This window comes from Campylobacter concisus (assembly GCF_003049085.1).
In the GTDB taxonomy this organism is placed as follows: domain Bacteria; phylum Campylobacterota; class Campylobacteria; order Campylobacterales; family Campylobacteraceae; genus Campylobacter_A; species Campylobacter_A concisus_H.
Map to the genome: position 1 here is coordinate 90,788 of NZ_PIQX01000001.1, position 22,059 is coordinate 112,846.

Here is a 22,059-nt window from a genome sequence, read left to right on the forward strand (position 1 = left end):
ATTTCAGACGTAAAATTTTTGTAAAAGGAGTAAAAATTGAGTTACAAAATCTCAGTTGCAACATGTGCTGCACTTTTGATGTGCAGTGGTTTTTTAAGTCAAGTTTTTGCTGTGCAAACGACAAAGCTTGAGGGCGTTGAAGTAAATTCAGTCGGTGATAACATCAGCGAGAGTGGTATCAGCGAAGGCATACTAAACAAAGGCGTTGCTAGTGGTCCTCTAGCAGGAAAAAGAGTGTTTGATATGCCTTATCAGGTAAATACAATGTCTATTGAAGCTATGAACAACCAAGGTGTAGCAGGTTTTGAGGATGCAGTAAAATACTTCCCTTCGGCGCAAATTCAAACCAGAGGCGGTATAGAAGTCGGTCGTCCGCAAACGCGTGGCTTTGAAGGATCAGTCGTTGGAAACGTACTTTGGGACGGATTTTACGCTGTTTCTACGACAGCTATTCCGATGTATATGTTTGAAGGCCTGCAAATCCAAAACGGACTTGCCGGTTCGCTTTATGGCGGACAAAATCCAGCAGGCTTTTTTAACTACACAAGAAAACGTCCGATACCTTTCTCAAATACGGTTTGGGCTGACTATACGAGCCGCTCAAATTTTGGTATAGGTTGGGATACATCAAACAAATTTGAACACATTGGATATCGTGGTGTATTTTATAAAAGTTACGGTGCAAAACAAGCTAAAAAAAGCGACTACGAAAGAAATTTGGCTAGTCTTGGACTCGACTTTTATTTAACTGAAAACTTCACGATTGAGACAAATTTTAGCTATTACAGACACAAAATGTTAGGAAATCCTGGTGGCTTTTCGATGCCAGGTGCTAACGGTGTCTTAACCTTTGCTATTCCAAGTGCTACTAAAACTACTAAAGCTGGTTTAGAACAAGAATGGGCTGGAAGTGACCTAAAAACAACGACTGCAAGCGCTAAATTTAAATACATACCTACCGAGAATTGGTATTTCGAGGGCGGCTATCAGTGGCAAAAGGCTATCCGCGATATGTATGGCACGAGCAAAACCTTCACGAACCAAAACGGTGATTTTGACGTAACAGCTGGAGGCGGTGGCGGTGCAGCTCAAAGATTTGACGTGCAAAGCTGGTTTGCAAAGGCTATAACCGAATTTGAAACATTTGGCATAGAACACAATCTTGGCGTGCAAACAAATGGATATATATGGACTTTATATGGTGCTAGAAATCCTGCTTCAAGACCAGTTTCTTTAGGAAAATCTAACTTATATAGTCCGCGCGTCTTTGCACAGCCTAACACAAAAAAAGCAAGCGGAGCTTATAAAAGCAAAGAAGATATAATGAAAAATGTAACTATCGCTGACGACATTAAAATAAACGACTATTTTAGCGTCATTTTAAGTGCGGCTAGAAGCAACTTCGAAAGTAAAAACAAGCAAACGGGTGTAAAAAGCTACGACAAAAGCGGCAATAGCTATGCAGGAAGCCTCATCTACCGCCCAGTTGAGAACGTCAGCTTGTATTTCACATACGCTGATAGCTTGCAAGGCGGATCTGCTCATACCTATACCGACGTAAGCAACCCGCGATACGGTGAGACGGTTGTCGTAAAGCCGTACAGAAGTAAGCAATACGAAGTCGGTGCAAAAGCTAGGATAGACGAGCTTGACCTATCGGCTGCGCTTTTTGAGATCAAACGCCCATTAATTTATCTTGGCGACAATAATGAATACGGCGAGCAAGGCGAGCAAGTAAATAGAGGACTTGAAGTCAGCGCAGGCGGTAAGATCACAAACGATCTTAGCGTAATGGGCGGTATCGCTCATCCAGCCTAAGCTAAAAAGAGCAAAACAAACCTATGCAGAGGGTAAAATCGTAGTTGGCGAGCCGCGCGTGCAATCAAACCTGCTCTTTGACTACCTTGAGCCAAATACAAATAAGCTAGCATTAAGTGCAAATTTTCACTATACTGGCAAACGCTATGCTGATCAACGTAACATAAATGCAGCTCCTGCTTACTTTACAACCGATCTTGGTATTCGTTATACAACAAAAGAGTGGTTAGGTAAGCAAACAACTTTGAGATTTAACGTAAATAACGTATTTGACAAAAAATACTGGGTTGGAATGTATCCATCAAATATCGATGGAACAGACAATAAAACAGGCTCTAGCCTATTCTTAGGACAATCAAGAACTTTTATGTTATCAGCTAAAGTTAAATTCTAAAACCAAAACTTAAAGCCAAATTTATTTTGGCTTTAGGCTCTTTAAATTTGCCCTTTTCGTAGGGCAGATTTAAATAACCAAAGGGAGAAAGATGCAAGGGCTGGTTGATTATCAAGCGATTTTGGAGCGAGTGTTTTCGCCTACTTTGCAAAAAGTAAAGGGCAAATATGGCGGCGTAAATTGGGACGATGTCGCAAACATGTATAACGAGATGACACGCATGGAGGCGGCTTCTACGCTAAATTTACTTTCAAATTTGCCTATCACAAAAGATGATAGCGTGCTTGACGTGGGGTGTGGTCCAGCAAGGCTTAGCGTGCCACTTGCAAAGCTAGCAAAGAGCGTAAGCGCGCTAGATCCGTTTGCAAAAATGCTTGAATACGCTAAAAAAAATGCAAAAGAGGCTGGAGCGAAAAATATAAATTTCATCCAAAAAGACTGGAGCGATGAGCAGAGCTTAAAAGACTTACCAAAACACGACATCGTGCTAGCATCACGCTCAGTTGGGCTTTTTGATATAAAAAAGCTTTGCAAATTTGCTAAAAAATATGTTGTTATGACCTCTTTTTTAATGGATTATCCAAGCTTAAAAACGTTCTGGTAAGACTTCCTAAAAGGGATAAAAGATGAAAATGAGGCAGGTCTTAGCGATAGGAGATTTGGCTACAACTTTATCTTTAACATCGCTTACGACATGGGAGCAAATCCAAATTTAAAGATAATCGACACCATTTTTGAGAGGGATCTTGCTAGCCTTGAAGAGGCGTTTTCTTATTTTAGATTTGTCGGCGAGATCGCACCCGAAAAAGAAGAAATTTACAAACAAAACGTAGAAAAGTATCTTACTAAAACAAATGACGGATATAAATTTAAAAGAGAAACCAAGAGCTATCTCATCTGGTGGGACGTGCGGGAGATGAAATTTGAGTAGTCAAAAGATTATTTTCGCATTATTTGCGCTTCTTTTGCTGGTGCTCTTTTTTTCATTAGGTATCGGATGCTACGAGATAAGCTACGCTCAAATTTTTGAGTTTATAAGATCAGCCATTTTAAACGAGCAGCCAAGCGACGAGCAAGACTACACGGTCTTTACGCTTATTCGCTTGCCAAGGGTGCTTTTTGCAATCCTTGTCGGTGCAGCACTTGCTAGCTCTGGAGCTGTCTATCAAGGTCTTTTTAAAAACCCTCTAGTCTCGCCTGACATCCTTGGTGTCTCAAGTGGCGCAGCCGTAGGAGCGAGCGTGGCTATCATCTTAAATTTTAACTACATAGGCGTGTAGCTTAGTGCCTTTGGCTGCGGTCTTTTTGCCGTTTTTGCCGTCGTTTTTATAAGCAGCGTCATCGAAAAAGGTAGGCTAAATTTACTCGTAATGGTGCTAACTGGCATCGTCATCTCATCTCTTTTTGGAGCGCTTAGCTCACTCATAAAATTTCTAGCTAATAGCGATGATAAGCTGCCAGAAGTTACTTTTTGGCTGATGGGAAGCCTAGCAAGAAATCTGTCTTGTGCCACTTTTCATGCTTCGCTACAAGCTAAATACGCTTAGCTTTGGCGAAGAAGAGGCTAGGGCGATGGGGCTAAATGTCAAATTTTACAACATCATAATCATCATCGCCTCAACGCTTCTAACCGCTACTTGCGTCTCATTTTGCGGTATCGTAGGCTGGGTGGGGCTCGTCATCCCTCACATCATGCGCTTTGTCGTGGGGGCAAATTTCATCACGCTCTTTCCAGCTTCGCTGCTTGGCGGAGGGCTGTTTTTACTGATAGTTGATACCACTTCACGCAGTCTAATGGCAAGTGAGATCCCGCTTGGCGTCATCACTTCGCTAGTTGGCGCGCCTGTTTTTGTCTATTTGCTTTATAAGAGCAAAAAGGGTTTTGCGTGAAATTTGAGATAAAAAATTTAAGCTACGGCTACGATAAAAAGGTCGTTATAGAAAATTTCAATGCAAATTTACAAGATGGCGACATCTTTTGCCTGCTAGGTAGCAATGGCGTTGGCAAAACAACGACGTTTAAGACGATACTTGGCTTTTTAAAGCCACTTGGAGGAGAAATTTTAATAGACGGCAAAGACGCGCTAAAGATGAGCGAAAAAGAGCGAGCAAGCTTTATAAGCTACGTCCCGCAGGCTCACACACCGCCATTTGCCTTTAGCGTTTTTGACGTGGTGATGATGAGTACAAATGCAAGACTTGGTATATTTGAACGCCCTAGTAAAGAGGATGAAGAGATAGCGCTAGATGCGTTAAAAACGCTAAATTTAGAGAGCTTTAAAGATAAAATTTATACCGATCTAAGTGGCGGCGAGCGGCAAATGGTGCTGATAGCTAGGGCTTTGGCGCAGCGCTCAAAGGTGATGCTGCTTGATGAGCCAACGGCAAATTTAGACTTTGGCAACCAAATGCGAGTTTTAAAAGAGATAAAAAAGCTCGCAAAGCAAGGCTACATCATTATCCTCACCTCTCATCAGCCAGAGCAGGTCTTTTATTTAAATGCAAAGGTCGCGATGCTCGGGCGTGATAAAAACTACATCTACGGCGAGGCTAGCGAGGTGATGAATGGTGAAAATTTAAAGAAAATTTACGGCGTAGATATACGAGTGATGAAAAATATCATCGATGAACGCGAGCATTACTCTTGCGTGATGGTGGATTGAAAGGAGAAGATATGTTTAAGAAAATTTTACTTTTGGCTTTTTTGCTTGTTAGTTTGCAAGCAAGAGTGGTGCTTGATAGCGACGATAAAAAAGTAGAAGTACCTGATGTGATCGAGCGTGCGACACCTTTGATAGGGGCTTTTGTGCAAGTCTCTGCGATGCTTGGTAACGAGGATCATATAATTAGCGGTGCGCCAAAACTGCCTCCACTTATGTCAAAAATTTTTCCAAAGATAAAGAGTAACAACAACAAAAGTGGCATGCTAAGTAGCAGCGTCGAAACTATTATCGCGTCAAAAACGCAAGTTGTTTTTGGGCCAGTTGGCATGATGTTTGATGAAAATAGCAAGGCTCAGCTAGAGAGCGCTGGCATCGCGGTTGTGAAGATAGATAAATTTCAAAGCATCAAAGAGATACAAGATAGCTTTAGCAAGATCGCTGAAATTTGGGGCGAAAAGAGCGTAAAAAGGGCGCGTGAGTTTAATGACTATTTTAACGACAACATAAAATTTGTAAGCCAAAAAACAGCAAATTTAACGCCAAAAAAGAGAGTTTTGGTGCTTAACTATAGCTCTGGAAATTTTAACACCATTAGCTCAAAAGATATCGGCGCTGAGTATATTAGCGTAGCTGGTGGTATAAATGTAAGCTCAGAGCTAAGTGATGGTGATTTTAAAATTTCAAAAGCGATAAATGAAGAGCAAGTCATCATCTTTAACCCGGACATCATCATCACAAATTCGCAAAAAAATACCGATGCCATCGCCAAAAACGCATCATTTGCCAAGCTAAAAGCTGTGCAAAATGGGCAAATTTTTGTAGTGCCAAGTGGCGTTTATCTTTGGAGCGTAAGAAGTGCTGAGGGTGTGCTTTATCCGCTTTGGCTGGCTAAGACATTTTACCCAGAGCAATTTAGCGATCTAAATTTAGAGCAAAAAACAAAAGAGTTTTACGAGAGATTTTATAATTACAAGCTAAGTGATAGCGAGCTAAAAGAAATTTTGTACCCAAAGGGTGAATTTTGATAATAGGACAAAAATAATGTTATTTATTATATTTAATATATTTATTTAAGTATAAAAGTAAATTTATCTTTCTGATATCCTAAAAAAGAGCTTCTAAAGCTTAAAAACTCAAAAATAAAAATAAACTTCAAATCGGTAGAAATTTTTATACATCTTATAAAATTTCTACCGCTAAATTTATATAAACCGCCTAAAAAAGCCCATTTATCCTTTTTGATTTTAATATCAGCTCTCATTTCTTAATCTAAAATAAATCTTTATGTTTCTTTTAAGTAAATTTAATGTAATGTTTCATTATTAATTATTTAATTAATGTAGTCGTTTTAAAAAATATTAAGAAATGAACTGGCGGTGCGTTTAAAACGCTAAAAATTTTACTAAGATAGGAAGTTATCAATGAGTGAAAAATTTACCAGAAGAGAATTTCTACAAAGTGCCTGTATTAGCGTAGGTGCGCTAGCTACAACAGCTGGTGCGACCAATGTTTTTGCTGGTGAGTTGCCAAAAGGCAATGAAAATGGCTTACCATCTGTTGATGTGCTGATAATTGGCTCTGGTGGTGCTGGACTTCGTGCAGCAACAGCCGTTCGCAAGCAATATCCAAACTCAACCGTCGTTGTTGCTACAAAGATGATGCCATCTCGCAATGCAACCTGTATGGCGGAGGGCGGAATAAACGGCGTTACTGACTTTAGTAATGGCGATAGCTTCAAGCTTCACGCTTATGACACAGTTAAAGGTGCGGCTTATCTTGCCGATCAAGATGCAGTTGTGAAATTTTGCGAGGCAGCAGGCGCAGTCATCCACGAGCTAGACCACAATGGCATGCTCTTTTCTCGTATAGATAATGGCGACGTATCCCGTAAAGATAATGGCGACGTGGCATTTCGCTTCATGGGTGGCGCTAGTAAAAAACGCTGTAACTACGCGGCTGATAAAACTGGCCACATTTTGATGCACGCCTGTCTTGACGACGCTATCACAGCTGGCGTTAAATTTTTAATGGATCATGAGCTACTTGAGATCGGTCTTGAGGACGGCAAGGTCGAAGGCGTCGTTCTTCGCAACATCCAAGATGGTCAAATTTATCCAGTTCTTTGCAAATCTCTTGTTATCGCAACTGGCGGATACACTAGAATTTTTTATAACCGCACATCAGTTCCATTTATAGCAACTGGTGATGGCATCGCTGCTGCGCTTAAAGCAGGTCTTGGTTTTGAAGACCCTGAGATGCTTCAGTTTCACCCAACTGGCGTTCAAAATGGCGGCACACTAATCACAGAAGCTGCTCGTGGCGAGGGTGGATACTTGTTAAACAACAAGGGCGAGCGCTTTATGAAAAACTATCACGAAAAGATGGAGCTAGCTCCTCGTGACGTCGTCGCTCGTGCGATCGAGACAGAAATTCGCGAAGGCAGAGGCTTTGGTGAGGGTATGAGCGCTTATGTGCTTTGTGACGTTCGCCACCTTGGCAAAGATACTATTATGAAAAAGCTTCCAAAAATTCGCCACACAGCCATGCTTTTCCAAAATATCGATCTAATCGAGCAACCAGTGCCTATCCGCCCAACAGCTCACTACTCAATGGGTGGCATAGAGGTAGCAAAATTTGATGATATGAGCACAAAAATCCCTGGAATTTATGTAGGTGGTGAGGCTTCTTGCGTATCTATCCACGGTGCAAACCGCCTTGGTGGAAACAGTCTAACTGACGCAGTTGTAACTGGCGATCTAGCTGGCAAGGGTGCTGGCGCTTACGCTCAAAATGCAAAATTTGCAATCGGAAAGAAAACTTCTGAGCTAGCAAAAATGTGGCAAGATAAATTTAAATCTATCGCAACAGGCGAGGGCGGTGTAAATGATATGTATGCACTTCGTGAAGAGCTTGGTAAAAACAACTGGGACCTAATGGGTATCTTTAGAACTGGTGCAAAACTTGATCAGCTTTCTAAAAACCTAGAAGCTATCCAAGCAAAATATGACACCCTTAAAGTGCCAAATCAAAACCCAGTCATGAACACAGCATTTACTGACTATGTCGAGCTTGGCAACCTTATACTTCTTTCTCGTGCAGCATGCCTTGCAGCGCAAAATCGTCTTGAGAGCCGTGGCGCTCACACAAGAGAGGACTATCCAAAAAGAGATGATGTAAATTTCTTAAAACACAGCATAGTCACACTAAAAGACGGCAAGCTTGAGCTTAGTTACAAAGACGTTGTGACAGGCATATTTTCACTTGACGGCAAGAAGCCAGAGTAAGGAGCTAGGATGAAAATTATTATCGACCGCTTTGACGGAACTAAAAAATATGAATCAACTTATGAGCTAACAAATGAAGAGATCAAAGGCAAAACTCTTTTAACAGTGCTTCTTGATATCAAACAAAAAAAGGATGCGACGTTAAATTTCACAGCATCTTGCCGCTCAGCGATATGTGGTGCGTGCGCTGTTAGAGTAAATGGCCACTCATATCTAGCCTGTGATACAAAGATGAATGAGCTTTTGGCAGAGTATGACAATCCAGAGAGCATAAGAATTTCTCCACTTGGAAATTTCAAAGTGATCTCAGACCTCATGGTGGACTGGGAACCAAGTATTGAAAATTTACGCAAGATAAAGCCTAGCATTACAGCTAAGTCAGAATTTAGCGCAGAAAAAGGCTGTAAGCAAAGCCAAAAAGAGTATGACAAAGTAGCGCTTGAATGGGACTGCATACTTTGCGGAGCGTGCGCTAGCGAGTGTAATAAACTTGAAGCTGATGCGAGTGATTATATGCAGCCATTTGTATTTGTGCATGCTTATAGAGCCGCTTTTGACTCACGCAGCAAAGATCCTCTGCCGCACCTAAAACCAGCTATCGATAATGGCCTTTGGATGTGTGTAAAGTGCCAAGAGTGCGCTGATCGCTGTCCAAAAGGCATAAGTGCATGCAAAGATATAACTGATCTTCGCATTATGGCTATACAAAAAGGCTTTGATGATGGTATGGGACCAGATCACGCTGAGGCGTTCTTAACCGATCTAGTTGATGGCTCAGGCAGACTAAATGAGATCAAGCTTGCACTTCGCTCTGAGGGAGTGTTTAGAAATATGGGCAAAATGGATATCGCTGCAAATTTAATGCTTGCAGGTAAGATGAATCCACTTCATATCTTTGGCGAAGAGGATATAGAAGGACATGATGATCTAGTAAAAATGATAAATGCGGCTCGCAAAGCTGCTAGTAAGGAGTAATTATGCAAAACGAATTCGCTTTTTTCCCAGGATGCGTACTCTCTCAAGCAGCTAAAGAGGCTAAGATGTCGCTTGAGGCTATCGCTCCGATACTTGGCTGGAAGCTTCATGAGATAAAGGGCTGGAGCTGCTGTGGTGCCCAACAAGCACAAGACGTGGATCCTATCGCTACGCTTGTGGCAAATGCTAGAAATATAGCGCTTGCAGAGCAGATGAATATGCCTATGCTTACTACATGCTCAACTTGTATGCTAACTCTAACAAGAGCTAAAACTACACTTGATAAGGGTGCAAAGGACCGCATAAATACTTTCTTGGCTGAGGGCAATATGAAATATAATGGCTCAACTGAGATCACAAGCCTTCTTTGGGTACTTTATCAAAACGTAGAAACACTAAGAGCAAAGGTTGTTAAGCCACTTAGTGGGCTAAAAGTAGCGCTATTTTATGGCTGCCACAGTCTAAGGCCTGAAAAAGATCTGCACAATAGAGAAAGCTCAGTCAATCCAAAGAGCTTTGAAACTGTTGTAGGCGCACTTGGTGCTACTATCGTGCCATTTGAGAAAAGACTTGACTGCTGTGGTTTCCACGCTAGCTATCCAGCTGGCACATCTGTAAGGAAAATGTCAAGCCAGATCGTAAATAATGCCGATGAAAACGGCGCTGACGTAGTTGTCACACCATGCCCACTTTGTCAAATGCAACTTGACATCTACCAAGAGAGATATCAAGATGAGAACCACTCAAACGTGAGAAAGCCAATCATTCACCTATCTCAGCTTGTAGGTCTTGCACTTGGACTATCTGTTGAAGATCTTGGACTTGATCTAAACATCATCGACGCTACCAAGATAGCGTAAAATTTATCCCACGTCTTTTGGCGTGGGAAATTTAGCTTACACAATTAAATTTTTACCGATAAATTTTTACTGCAATAAAGATAATAAATATAGAAAATTAAATTTATAGAAGTATGTTAAAGCCCAAAATTTCTCTTGGGCTTTATAAATTTAGATAGCTTTTATCATCACTTTCGTTAGTAGCTCTGAAAATTTAGCTGGGTTTTCTAGGCTCATGCCCTCATTTAGTCTTGCCATATCAAGAAGCAAAGGCGCTATGTCATAAATCATCGCCTCATTTTTCTCTAGTTTTGCAAAAATTTCATGATCAGCGTTGATCTCCAAGATCGGTTTAACTTTTGGAGCGTTTGCGCCTTGACCCATTTGCCTTAACATCTCTTGCATAGCGTAATCAGGATCGTTTTTATCGTAAATTAGCACCGCAGCCGAGCTTGAAAGTCTTGAGCTTAGTCTTACATCTTTGACTTCATCTTTTAAAATTTCTTTCATTTTAACAAGCGTGTTTGCAACCTTGCTCTCATCGACCTTCTCACCGCTTTTGATCTCATCATTTATATCAGCGTGTGAGACTGATTTTAGAGGTGTTTTGTCAAATTCATTGACCATTGGCATAACGATCGTATCGATCTCTTCATCCATAATAAGCACTTCGATGTCGTTTTTCTTAAAACTCTCAAGAAGCGGAGAATTTCTTAGCATATTTTCATTGTTGCCGCTGATGTAGTAGATCGACTTTTGATTCTCTTTCATCGCTTCTTTGTACTCTTTTAGGCTGATAAGTCCGTCTCTTTTTGAACTTTTAAATAGGCAAAGATCTAAAATTTGCTCTTTTTCAGCGTTAAATCCATAAAGCCCCTCTTTTAAAACCTTGCCAAATAGTTTGTAAAATTTTATGTATTTTTCTCGGTCGTTATCTTTTAACTTTGCAAGCTCGCTTAAAATTTTCTTCACGCTTTGCTCTTTGACACTTCTCATGATCGCATTTTCTTGTAAAATTTCGCGGCTAACATTTAGTGGCAAGTCCTCAACATCAATGATGCCCTTGATAAATCTTAAATATGGCGGCAAGAGTTCTTTTGCATCATCTGTGATGAAAACTCTTTTTACATAGAGCTTTACGCCACTTTGATAATCAACCCTAAAGAGGTCAAACGGCTCAGTGCTTGGCACATAAAATAGAGTTGAGTACTCAATCTTACCCTCAGCTTTTGTGTGGATGTAAAGGAGCGGATCACTGCTGTCGTGTGAAATTTGCTTATAAAAGTCGTTATAATCTTGCTCTTTTAGGCTGGCTTTATTTAGCCTCCAAAGCGCATTTGCCTTGTTTATTTGCTCGTTTTTAGTCTCATAAGTGCCCTCTTTTTCGCCTTCTTTTGGAGCGACATAGCTTTGTTTATCCATAAATATAGGATAAGGAATGTGATTTGAATACTTCTTGACTATCTCTTCGATACGCCAAGAATTTGCAAACTCATCGTCATTTAAATGTAAGATGATGTCCGTTCCAAAGCTCTCTTTTTGGGCATCTTCGATCTCATAGTTTTTTGCATCAGATGTCCATTTGTAGGCTTTGTCGCTAAGTGCTCGTTTGCTTATGACTTCGATCTTACTTGCCACCATAAATGCTGAGTAAAAGCCAACACCAAACTGACCGATCAGTGAGCTATCTTTTTTAGCATCGCCACTTAAATTTTTCATAAAACCTTTTGTGCCGCTTCTTGCTATCGTGCCTAAATTTGCGATGAGTTCATCCTTGTCCATACCGATACCATTGTCGCTAATGGTTAAAGTCTTAGCTTTATCATCTACTTTGATGTCGATCCTTGGAGTGTAGCTTAGACTTTTATACTTTTCATCAGTCAAGCAAAGGTAATTTAGCTTGTCAAGAGCGTCGTTTGAGTTTGAGATGAGCTCTCTTAAAAATATCTCTTTGTTTGAGTAAAGAGAGTGGATCATCAAATTTAAAAGGTCATTGACCTCGGTTTGAAATTCAAATTTATCTGCCATTTTTCTTTTCCTTGTTTTAAAATTTTTGGCAGATTATAACACAAAGTGATAAAAATATACTTAACCTTGATAGCATTACTATCAAGGTTTTTAAATCAAATTTTTAAAATGGTTTTAAAAAAGTTATAATTTATGAATAAAATAATAATGATAATTTATTAATTATTATTAATTATGCATTCTTGTATAAAGTTTATTTAAAATAGTGCTATAATCAAGGCGAAAATTTTTGGAAAAAGGAGACAAAATGAATTTACGAAGCATTTTGGTAAAAGTTTCAGCAACGATTGCTACGGTTTTGGCAGTATCTATGACATGTTTTGTTGTATATACATCAAATATTTTAGAGCGCGAGATAAAAGATGGTGTGCTTACAACAGTAGAACAAAACGTCCAGCTTGCTATGAATACGGTTAAATTATTTGAAAAAGATAATGTAAGTAGTGCAGAGCTAATAATGAGTGTTTTTAAAGAGATGATTGGAAAAATTTCAACTAATCACCAGATGAGCAAGACTGACAAATACGAGGCGATAGATCTAATATCTCAAAATGGTATTTTAAACAACAACTACGATATTCTAGATAAATTTAATAAAGCTACAAAAGGTGGAATTTCAACCATTTTTGCAAAATCAGGTGATAATTTTTTAAGAGTTAGTACATCGGTGACGAAGGCTGATGGTAGTAGAGCTGTTGGTACGATGATTGACAAAAACGGTCAAGCCTATAAAAATATCATGAATAAAGAGAGGTATATAGGCGTTGTAAATTTATTTGGACGCAACTATATGAGTATTTATGATCCTATCATTGAAAATAACGAGGTAATAGGAATCTTATTTGTTGGTTATGATCCTACCGAAGGATTAAACAATATGAAAAAGACTTTTTCTGAGATGAAACTTGGTAAGCATGGATATTTTTCTCTGTACAATACTAAAACCGGTAAATTTGACTTCCATCCAACTAAGGCAGATCAAGAGCTAAGTAGTGAATTAAAAACTACTATGGATAATATTGTTAAAAAAGGAAAGGGCATTGAGCCTATTATAATTGATGGGGTTGACTGCATAGTTGCTTTTGAGTCATTTGATAAACTAGACTGGATGGTTTTAGGTTCAGCTGTTACTGATGATTTTTTAACACCATTAAAAGTAGTTAGTAAAAATTTCATCATAGCAAGCGTCATAGTTACCTTACTTTTGATAGCTGTCTCGATGTTCTTGCTTAAGAAGATGGTTGCAAATCCTATCGATAGACTAGGAACAAATTTAAATGCGATAACATCTGATTTTACAATTAAAATTCCTATTTATAGTAAAGATGAGATAGCTAAGATAAGTAAAGACATAAATGATTTTATTGAAAGAATAAGGGTATTAATAAGTGACACAAAGCACCTTTCAAGTGAAAATAGCTCCGTTGCAAACGAGCTTAGTTCTACATCTCTTCAGACAGGCAAACGTGTAGAAAAATCAACTGAAATAGTAGAAGAGACAAATCAAAGATGTAAAGTAATGCAAGAAAATATGAAAGAATCTTTAGCAGTAGCTCAAGCTGGCAAAGATGATCTTCAAAAGGCTAGCACACATATAAAAACGGCAACTGAAGCTATAAGATCGCTATCAGCGCAGATTATTGACTCTGCTAATGTAGAAAATCAAATGGCTGATAAGATCGATCAACTTAGCCGTGATGCCGAGCAGGTGAAATCAGTCCTTGTTGTTATCAATGATATAGCTGATCAGACAAATTTACTTGCACTTAATGCCGCTATTGAGGCTGCAAGAGCAGGTGAGCATGGACGTGGCTTCGCCGTTGTTGCTGATGAAGTTAGACAGCTAGCTGAGAGGACTCAAAAGAGTTTAACTGAGATAAATGCAACTATCAATGTCATCGTTCAAGCGATCAATGATAGCAGTGAGCAAATGGGTATCAACTCTAAACAGATCCAAGAGTTAACTCACGTGGCAAGTGACGTTGAAAAAACTATAAATGTTATGAGTGAGACAATGAATAACGCTATAGCAATGTCTGATAAGACTATGCAAGACTACATCGTAACTGGCAAAAATGTAAATGAGATCATGGAAGGCATCTCAAATATCAACCAAATTTCATCTGAAAATGCTAGAAGCGTCGAAGAGATAGCTTCAGCGGCAGAACATCTAAACAAGATGACAGATGCATTAAATTCAAAACTTAGTATCTTTAGGACTTGAAAGCTTACCTCTTAAGCTAATATTTTTAGGTCTAGCTCCCGCTAGACCATTTTAAATTTATTTATAAAAATTTCTAGTATATAAAATCAAATTTTTATAGATAATGATATAGAGCAGGGGGCTTTGTAAATTTGCAAAGCCAAATTTATTTTCTATTTTCGTCTAGGACTTTTTGCATACTCTCTCTAGTCGTCTCTAGCCAGTTGTCTTTTGAAGTATCGACCAAATCAAGACAAAAGAGCTTGATATCTGCTTTTTTAAAGCTAAATTCTTTTACTTTCATCGCATCGCTTCCTACGATAACGATAGGCTGAACTTTTAAATTTAGCTTTTCAACTAGTAGTTTTGCACCACCCTTAAAAGGTAAAAGCTTATTGGTTTGAGATCTAGTTCCTTCGGGAAATATCGCTAAAACACGACCATTTTCAACTCTATCTTTTGCTTCGCTTAAAAGCTTTATAAGTGAGTGTTTATTTTCACGTTCAACCGCTATCATTTTTGGCAAGCTTAAAATTTTACCAATTATAGGAATTTTTCCGATCTGTGCCTTTGCGATCCAGCAGACATTTTTTGGGTGAAGCTCTTCGATGACAATGATATCAAGCATACTTTGATGGTTTATGAGTAAGATATTTGCCTCGTCACTAAAATTGCCTATCACTTCAAGTTTATATCCACCAAAAAACCTTTGCGATCTTCCCCAAAATTTTCTTATGGCTCTATTTTTGTCATTAAATAGCCACATAAAAAAGACGACTAGAACAACGCTGATAACAAACTCAATAGCAAAAAATAAAGCTCTAATTTTTGACAAGATTATCCTTTTTTACCCAGCCGATTTTACCATCAGCAAATAAAATTTTTGAGTAGTCGTCTTTTGTATCTAAAATTTCAACATTTTCATTTTTACGAGATGTGTAAAAAACGGTTGAATTTTTAGTTGGAAGGATAGTGACGCTCATATCTGGCTTAAGCACTGCTTTGCCAAAAGGGTTGTAGGTGTAAAATCCAAGTGCGATAAAAACAGCCGCCACAAAAAAGTAGCTAAGCCTTCTGCGCCAAATAGCTAATAATATAAAAATTACCGCACAAGAGTAGATCATGACATCTTTATAGGTGCTAAACTCGCTTTGTTTTGGGTTTAGTCCGATTTGTGTGCTGACATCGTCATCTTCAACACTCACTGGCAAAGAAAAGCTTTCAAATTTGGCCTTTTTTAGGTTGTAATAGTTAAAGTCAAGCGATTTTTTATTTGGCTTAAATACTGCAAAATAATATGCACTTTGTGAGTTAAAATCGCCATTTATAGTATCTACGCCTTGCTTTAAAATTGTCTTATTTTCAATATTAAAAGCACTTAGATCTACGTTGTTGCCATAAATTTCTACAACCATGATATTGTTTATATCATCAAATTTTGTTGTCTTAAATTTCTTAACTTCAAGATTATCAGCCACGATGTGGTTGTAGTTCTCATCGCTTCTAAGCTCTTTTAGCTTTGGTAAAAAGATATTTATGCTTGAACTTTGATAGTTTTCGCCATTTCTTTTTAGGGTTAAGCTAACTTTTAAAGTCTTTGCGTCAATGCTTGTTGCCTCAAGATAAAAAGTACCTACATATTTGTTGTCTTCACTTTTTACCCATTGAAAATTTTTCTTATTTAGCCATTTGATATTTGTTTCATCAAGCTGTGTCTCAAACTCAAACTCAAAGTCATTTTGCGTATCAGCCACTATCTCAACACTAAAAATTTCTCCTATAACAACATTTTTTGGTACATTTGTGGCTTTTAAAAGAAGCTCTTTTACTTTGATCTTGTCATATACTTGATTGTCTGGGACGCTAATATCTGGCTCGTTTGTTGGCACGATGTTTCGCATCTGCTCTGGAGTGATACGCTCTGGCTGTGGTGATACAAATTTTCTTGAAAAATCTTGTTCTTTTGGCGGTTTTTGAGTTTTTGGATTTGAAGTAGGGCTATTTACAAATTTATCCTCCCTAGCTTCGTCCATCATGTCAAAAACGCTGACTTCATCAGTGTTTGCGGCAAATAAATTTAGCGCGAGTAGGGCGATAAAAAGTGTTCGTTTTACCAAACTAGCCCTTTTAACATCTTCATGCCATCATCTGTGCCTAAAATTTTCTCGCAAGCGCGCTCTGGGTGAGGCATAAGACCAAAGATCCTCTTACTCTCATCGCAAATTCCAGCTATGCTATCAACTGAACCATTTGGATTTATCTCATTGCCGTGGCTGTCGCAGTATTTTAGCAGGACTTGCTCGTTGTCATATAGGCTTTTTAGCGTATCTTCGTCGGTGTAGTAGTTGCCCTCGCCATGAGCGATAGGGATATTTACCACTTCGTTTTTGGCTAAATTTGCTAGGAATTTATTGTTATTTGAGATCACTTTTAGGTGGTGGTATTTTGAGACGAAATTTAAATTTTCATTTCTTCTCATCGCACCTTTTAAAAGTCCAAGCTCAAGAAGCATCTGAAAGCCATTGCAAATTCCTAAAATGTAGCCACCTTTTTTCGCATGCTCTTTTACAGCCTGCATAGCTGGGCTAAATTTAGCTATCGCAGCCGTTCTTAGATAGTCGCCATAGCTAAAACCACCAGGCAAAACGACTAGATCAGCATCGATCTTATCCTCTTTGTGCCAGATGATCTGCGTTTGGCATCCAAGTAGTTTAAAAGCGTGAGCTGTGTCTTCTTCGCAGTTTGTGCCAGGAAAAAGTATGATCGCTACTTTCATAGCACGATCTCGTAGTCTTCGATGACGGTGTTTGCTAGAAGCTCTTCACACATCACTTTTAGCTGATCTTTTGCTTTATTTTTATCGCTCTCATCGATATCTAAAACGATTTGTTTGCCTATCCTGACATTTGAAACACCGCTAAACTCAAGTGAATTTAGCGCATGCTCCACTGCCTTACCAGCAGGGTCAAGGACCCCGCTTCTTAATGCTATATTTACAACAGCTTTCATCTTTGTCCTTAAGAAAGAATTCTTCTTAAAACTTCTTCGTAAGCTACTTTTACGCTACCAAGGTCTTGTCTAAATCTATCTTTGTCAAGTTTTTCGTTTGTTGTCGCATCCCAAAATCTGCAGCTATCAGGGCTTATCTCGTCAGCTAAGATGATGTTGCCATCTTTGTCGATACCAAATTCGACTTTGAAATCAACTAGTTTTAAATTTCTCTCTGCAAAGAATTTAAATAATATAGAGTTGATCTCTCTTGCTGTGTGTCTTAGTGTTTGTAGATCTTTTTCGCTCTTTACTAGACCCATGATGATGCAGTGCTCGTCAGTAACTAGTGGATCGTGTAAATCGTCATTTTTGTAGTAGAACTCAACAAGTGTAAAAGGTAGAACTGTACCTTCTTTTATGCCAAGTCTTTTGCTAAGTGAGCCAGTTGCGATATTTCTCACAACAACTTCAAGAGGTATGATCTCACATTTTTTAACCACTTGCTCAGTGTCGCTGATGGTCTCAACTAGGTCAGTGACGATGCCTTTGCTCTCTAGTAGTTTAAAAAGCTGAGTAGAGATTTTGTTATTTAGCGCGCCTTTGCCAGCTTCGTTGCCTCTTTTTTGAGCGTCAAATGCTGTTAGATCGTCTTTAAATTCAGCCACAAGTAGATTTGGATCGTCTGTGGCGTACATTTTCTTGCCTTTTCCCTCGTAGATAAGCTCTCTTTTTTGCATGTTGTTCTCCTTTAGATTATTGTTGTTTTATCTTTAAAATTTTGATCGTATCAATCGCTGTTTTTAACTGAATGTCTTCATCAACTTTTTTCTGTGTGATTATATTTTTATCATCTTTTGCTTCAGTTTTATTGCCTTCACTTGTTGGATTTATCTTGTTTAGCTCGCTTTTTAGGTGTGCTTTTAGCTCGCTCTCTTTGATGCTAAATGCACTATCATCACTTTGTGGTACTTTGCCAGGATGCACGACTACATCAGGCGTTACGCCAACTGCTTGGATAGTTCTGCCACTTGGTAAGTAGTATCTTGCGATGGTTAGTCTTAATGCTTCTGTATCATCTATCGGAAGAATCACTTGGACGCTTCCTTTTCCAAAGGTGTTTTCGCCAATTATTACAGCACGTTTATGGTCTTGAAGTGAGCCACTTACGATCTCGCTAGCACTAGCACTTCCGCCATTTACTAGTGCAACAAGCGGTAGTTTTGAAAGAGTTTTACTAGCACTTGCTTTATACTCTACATTTTCAGATGCGTCGCGACCTTTTTGAGAGACGATGACGCCGTTATCTACAAAAAGATCAACTAGATCAACAGCTTGATTTAAAAGTCCGCCAGGATTGTTTCTAAGATCAAGTATTATACCACTTGCTTTTGGATATTCTTTGATTGCTTCTTTTACCTTTGTAACGACGTTTTTGTCAAAATTTGTGACACGTATATAAAGGATATTTTCATTTTCTATCATTTTTGCATAGACAGACTCAACCTTTATAAGATCTCTTATGATCTTTACGTCAAATGGTTTTTGCTCACCTTTTCGCAAAATCGTAATTGTTATCGGAGTTTTTGGCTTACCGCGCATCTTATTTACGGCTTCATCTATCGTTGTGCCGATAGTTGAGTTGCCATCGATCCTTAAAATGATATCGCCTGCCTTTATGCCTGCTTTATCAGCTGGAGTGTCCTCGATAGGCGAGATAACGGTTAGGGCGCTATCTTTCATGCCAACTGTTATGCCAAGTCCGCCAAATTCGCCGCTTGTTTGCACCTGCATATCTTTATATGCTTTTTCATTTAAAAAGCTCGAGTGAGCGTCCAAATTTTGCATCAAACCAGCGATGGCTTTATCGATGATCTCTTTAAATTTAATGTCATCAACGTAGTATTTTTCAACAGTTGAGATGGTTTTTGTAAGTTTTGAAAGTGCTTCAAGTTTCGCACTTGCCTCATCTTCAGTTTTAGCAAAAAGTGCATTTACTGCTACGCTTGAGATGAGCAGGGCACCTGTTATTTTTAGCGCAAAAGATCTAGTAAATTTGTTCAAAATATCTCCTATATTTTTTGGCTCAATTTTATTAACATTTGGCTAAAAAAAGCATAAATTTAGCCTTATATTTTTAGCTTTTGTCTATTTTTAACACAAATTTATAACAGCAAATTTTAGCAATTAAATAAAAAGAGTGACAAATGTTATAAAAATACTTGACAATATAAGACTAAAGTTATATAATGCCGCCATTATAAAATAACTTAAGGAGCTTTAATGGCTGACATAACAGAAAATTTAACAGCGCAGATGCAAGAGACACTTGAAAAAGGCGTTAGCTTAGCGATCTTTTCTAAAAATCCACAAGTTGTACCACTTCACGTCTTTTGGGCTTTGCTCGCTGATAGTAATTCTATTTTAAATCAAGTATTTAATAAGATGAACATAAGCAAGGACGCAGTCGAGCTTGAGATAAAAAGCAAGATCTCGTCACTCCCAAGCAGTTCAAACGTCACAAAAGATAACGTTTCAGTTTCAAGAGAGCTTATAAATTCGCTTGAAAATGCAAAAGCTTTAATGGTAAGTATGGGCGATAGCTACATAGCTGTTGATACATGGATCATCTCTGCTCTTGAACTTAGTGAGATCAAACAAATTTTGAGCAAATTTTGCGATATCTTAGAGATCAAAAAGAACCTTGAGAGCATAAGAGGTGGTAAAAAGATAGATAGCCAAACTGGCGACGATACCCTTGATAGTTTAGAGAAATTTGGTATCGATCTAACGCAAAAAGCGCTAAATAAAGAGCTTGATCCAGTCATTGGACGTGATGAAGAGATCACTAGGATGATGCAAATTTTAATAAGAAAGAGCAAAAACAACCCTATCTTGCTTGGTGAGCCAGGTGTTGGTAAAACAGCCATCGTTGAGGGGCTAGCTCAAAAGATAGTGGCTCGCGATGTGCCAACAAGCCTTGCAAACAAGCGTGTCATCGCGCTTGATATGAGCGCAGTTGTAGCTGGTGCAAAGTATAGAGGCGAGTTTGAAGATAGGCTAAAAGCTGTCATTGACGAGGTTAAAAAAGCTGGCAATATCATACTTTTTATAGATGAAATTCACACCATAGTTGGAGCTGGTGCGAGCGAGGGCGGAATGGACGCTGCAAATATCCTAAAACCAGCTCTTGCACGTGGAGAGCTTCACGCTGTTGGTGCGACAACATTAAAAGAGTATAGAAAATACTTTGAAAAAGATGCAGCACTTCAAAGACGTTTTCAGCCGATAGACGTTAAAGAGCCAAGTGTAAATGAAGCACTTCAAATTTTACGTGGTATAAAAGAGCGTCTTGAAGTTCACCACGGCATCACGATAACAGATAGCGCACTAGTTGCCGCAGCAAGACTAAGTGATCGCTACATCGCAAACCGGTTCTTGCCAGATAAGGCGATAGACCTTATAGATGAAGCAGCAGCTGAGCTTAAGATGCAAATAGAGAGCGAGCCATACGAGCTTTCAAAGATAAAACGCGAGATCGTAACGCTTCAAGTAGAAAAAGAAGCTCTAAAGATGGAGGATGCGGATAAAAATAAAGAAAGACTTGGCGAGATCGAAAAAGAGATAGCTGACCTAAATGAGAAAAAGCTAGCACTTGATACTAAATTTGAAAATGAAAAGGCTGTTTTTGGCGGAATTTCAAAAGCAACAAAAGAGATCGATAGCTTAAAATCACAAGCTGAGATAGCAAAAAGAAATGGCGATCTTCAAAAAGCTGCCGAGATAGAATACGGCAAAATAGCAGAAGCTAAGAAGCAAAAACACGAGCTTGAAGAAAAATGGGATCACATGAAAAAAGAGGGCGTGCTTCTTAAAAATCAAGTCGATGAAGAGCTTGTGGCTGAAATTTTGAGCAAATGGACTGGAATTTCAGTTAAAAAGATGCTAACAAGCGAAAAAGAGAAATATCTGCGCATCGAAGAGCATTTAAGAGAGAGCGTTGTCGGTCAAGATGACGCACTACACGCACTTGCGCGTGCTGTTAAGAGAAACAAAGCAGGGCTAAATGAGGGTCAAAGGCCGATTGGTTCATTTTTATTTCTTGGTCCAACAGGGGTTGGTAAAACTCAGTCTGCTAAGGCTTTGGCTAAATTTTTATTTGATGATGAAAAGGCGCTCATCCGCTTTGATATGAGCGAATATATGGAAAAACATAGCGTGAGCAGGCTTCTTGGTGCGCCTCCAGGATATGTAGGCTACGATGAAGGCGGTCAGCTAACAGAAGCAGTTCGCAGAAGACCTTACTCGGTCATACTTTTTGACGAGGTTGAAAAGGCTCACAAAGATGTATTTAACATACTTCTTGGCATACTTGATGATGGACGTGCGACTGATAACAAAGGCGTAACGGTTGATTTTAAAAACACGATCATCATTTTAACTTCAAACATCGCTTCAAATTTCATAATGGAGCTAAAGGGTGAAGACCGTGGCGTGGCTGTTAAAAACGAGCTTAAAAACTACTTTAAGCCTGAGTTTTTAAATAGGCTAGATGATACTATCATCTTTAATCCTCTAAACGAGCAAGGCTTGATATCTATCGTTGAGATCATGTTTAAAGAGCTTGAAAAAACTCTTCACAACCGTGGTATCAAGGCAGTTTTAAGCGAAGAAGCTAAGAAATTTATCGCAAAAGCTGGCTTTGACATAGTTTATGGCGCAAGACCTCTTAGAAGAGCGCTTTATGAGCTAGTTGAAGATAAGATCGCTGATATGATCTTGAAAGATGAGCTTGAAAGTGGCGATGAGATCACCATCGATAGCGACGGCGAGAAGATCATCATTAAGAAAAAATAACTTCAAATTT

18 protein-coding genes and 3 pseudogenes are annotated in these 22,059 nt (G+C 38.9%); 14 read left to right on the forward strand and 7 right to left on the reverse strand.

The window, feature by feature from the left end:
• The first annotated feature begins 36 nt into the window (after positions 1–36).
• The 11 genes and pseudogenes from CVT13_RS00475 to sdhE all read left to right on the forward strand — a co-directional run bounded on the left by CVT13_RS00475 (position 37) and on the right by sdhE (position 9,994).
• Positions 37–1,818, forward strand: coding sequence for a TonB-dependent receptor (locus CVT13_RS00475; RefSeq protein WP_265094413.1), 1,782 nt, complete (start codon positions 37–39; stop codon positions 1,816–1,818).
• Between the two features lie 58 nt (positions 1,819–1,876).
• Positions 1,877–2,212 (forward strand): TonB-dependent receptor domain-containing protein, encoded by a 336-nt coding sequence (locus tag CVT13_RS10520; RefSeq protein ID WP_265094414.1) that lies wholly within the window; start codon positions 1,877–1,879, stop codon positions 2,210–2,212.
• Between the two features lie 91 nt (positions 2,213–2,303).
• Positions 2,304–2,816, forward strand: a complete 513-nt coding sequence (locus CVT13_RS10340) for a class I SAM-dependent methyltransferase (RefSeq protein ID WP_234411941.1) — start codon at positions 2,304–2,306, stop codon at positions 2,814–2,816.
• A gap of 90 nt (positions 2,817–2,906) precedes the next feature.
• Positions 2,907–3,143, forward strand: coding sequence for a hypothetical protein (locus tag CVT13_RS10345; RefSeq protein WP_234411942.1), 237 nt, complete (start codon positions 2,907–2,909; stop codon positions 3,141–3,143).
• Between the two features lie 40 nt (positions 3,144–3,183).
• Positions 3,184–3,759: pseudogene (locus tag CVT13_RS10595) on the forward strand (FecCD family ABC transporter permease).
• Entirely contained in the window at positions 3,719–4,102 is a 384-nt protein-coding gene (locus CVT13_RS10600) for a FecCD family ABC transporter permease (protein ID WP_413784292.1), read from the forward strand. Before CVT13_RS10595 ends, CVT13_RS10600 begins: the two are co-directional and overlap by 41 nt.
• Entirely contained in the window at positions 4,099–4,875 is a 777-nt protein-coding gene (locus tag CVT13_RS00490) for an ABC transporter ATP-binding protein (protein ID WP_107811217.1), read from the forward strand. The genes CVT13_RS10600 and CVT13_RS00490 overlap by 4 nt, the downstream gene beginning before the upstream one ends.
• 11 nt (positions 4,876–4,886) lie before the next feature.
• Entirely contained in the window at positions 4,887–5,900 is a 1,014-nt protein-coding gene (locus CVT13_RS00495) for an ABC transporter substrate-binding protein (protein ID WP_107811218.1), read from the forward strand.
• A 396-nt stretch (positions 5,901–6,296) separates the two neighbouring features.
• Entirely contained in the window at positions 6,297–8,159 is a 1,863-nt protein-coding gene (sdhA, locus tag CVT13_RS00505) for an 8-methylmenaquinol:fumarate reductase flavoprotein subunit (RefSeq protein ID WP_107811220.1), read from the forward strand.
• A 9-nt stretch (positions 8,160–8,168) separates the two neighbouring features.
• Positions 8,169–9,134 carry an 8-methylmenaquinol:fumarate reductase iron-sulfur subunit gene (gene sdhB / locus CVT13_RS00510; protein WP_107811221.1) on the forward strand — a complete coding sequence of 322 codons (966 nt, stop codon included), beginning with the start codon at positions 8,169–8,171 and terminating at the stop codon, positions 9,132–9,134.
• Between the two features lie 2 nt (positions 9,135–9,136).
• A complete protein-coding gene (gene sdhE / locus CVT13_RS00515; RefSeq protein ID WP_087585917.1) occupies positions 9,137–9,994 on the forward strand; it encodes an 8-methylmenaquinol:fumarate reductase membrane anchor subunit in 858 nt (285 codons plus the stop codon).
• Positions 9,995–10,144: 150 nt separating this feature from the next.
• Here the strand turns inward: sdhE and htpG are convergent, their stop codons facing one another.
• A complete protein-coding gene (gene htpG, locus CVT13_RS00520; RefSeq protein WP_107811222.1) occupies positions 10,145–12,001 on the reverse strand; it encodes a molecular chaperone HtpG in 1,857 nt (618 codons plus the stop codon).
• A 310-nt stretch (positions 12,002–12,311) separates the two neighbouring features.
• Here htpG and CVT13_RS10605 point away from each other — a divergent pair.
• Both CVT13_RS10605 and CVT13_RS10610 read left to right on the forward strand, forming a co-directional pair.
• Positions 12,312–13,145, forward strand: a pseudogene (locus CVT13_RS10605) (Cache 3/Cache 2 fusion domain-containing protein); the annotation flags it as partial.
• Positions 13,146–13,172: 27 nt separating this feature from the next.
• Positions 13,173–14,225 (forward strand): annotated as a pseudogene (locus tag CVT13_RS10610) (methyl-accepting chemotaxis protein); the annotation flags it as partial.
• Between the two features lie 145 nt (positions 14,226–14,370).
• Here CVT13_RS10610 and CVT13_RS00530 read toward each other — a convergent pair.
• From CVT13_RS00530 to CVT13_RS00555, 6 genes are read right to left on the reverse strand one after another with little or no spacing between them, the layout of a single operon-like run.
• Entirely contained in the window at positions 14,371–15,045 is a 675-nt protein-coding gene (locus tag CVT13_RS00530; RefSeq protein ID WP_234411948.1) for a lysophospholipid acyltransferase family protein, read from the reverse strand.
• Entirely contained in the window at positions 15,026–16,321 is a 1,296-nt protein-coding gene (locus CVT13_RS00535; protein ID WP_107811225.1) for an SH3 domain-containing protein, read from the reverse strand. The genes CVT13_RS00530 and CVT13_RS00535 overlap by 20 nt, the downstream gene beginning before the upstream one ends.
• Positions 16,315–16,980 (reverse strand): phosphoribosylformylglycinamidine synthase I, encoded by a 666-nt coding sequence (purQ, locus tag CVT13_RS00540; RefSeq protein WP_012001682.1) that lies wholly within the window; start codon positions 16,978–16,980, stop codon positions 16,315–16,317. The genes CVT13_RS00535 and purQ overlap by 7 nt, the downstream gene beginning before the upstream one ends.
• Complete coding sequence (purS, locus tag CVT13_RS00545) at positions 16,977–17,213, reverse strand: phosphoribosylformylglycinamidine synthase subunit PurS (RefSeq protein WP_107811226.1); 237 nt, start codon at positions 17,211–17,213, stop codon at positions 16,977–16,979. The genes purQ and purS overlap by 4 nt, the downstream gene beginning before the upstream one ends.
• A gap of 8 nt (positions 17,214–17,221) precedes the next feature.
• Entirely contained in the window at positions 17,222–17,932 is a 711-nt protein-coding gene (gene purC / locus CVT13_RS00550; protein WP_009293856.1) for a phosphoribosylaminoimidazolesuccinocarboxamide synthase, read from the reverse strand.
• A 16-nt stretch (positions 17,933–17,948) separates the two neighbouring features.
• Positions 17,949–19,223: a S41 family peptidase gene (locus CVT13_RS00555; RefSeq protein WP_234411949.1), complete on the reverse strand. Its 1,275-nt coding sequence runs from the start codon at positions 19,221–19,223 to the stop codon at positions 17,949–17,951.
• A 252-nt stretch (positions 19,224–19,475) separates the two neighbouring features.
• On the opposite strand from CVT13_RS00555, the gene CVT13_RS00560 reads away from it, so the two are divergent.
• Complete coding sequence (locus CVT13_RS00560) at positions 19,476–22,049, forward strand: ATP-dependent Clp protease ATP-binding subunit (protein ID WP_107811228.1); 2,574 nt, start codon at positions 19,476–19,478, stop codon at positions 22,047–22,049.
• The last annotated feature ends 10 nt before the right edge of the window (positions 22,050–22,059 follow it).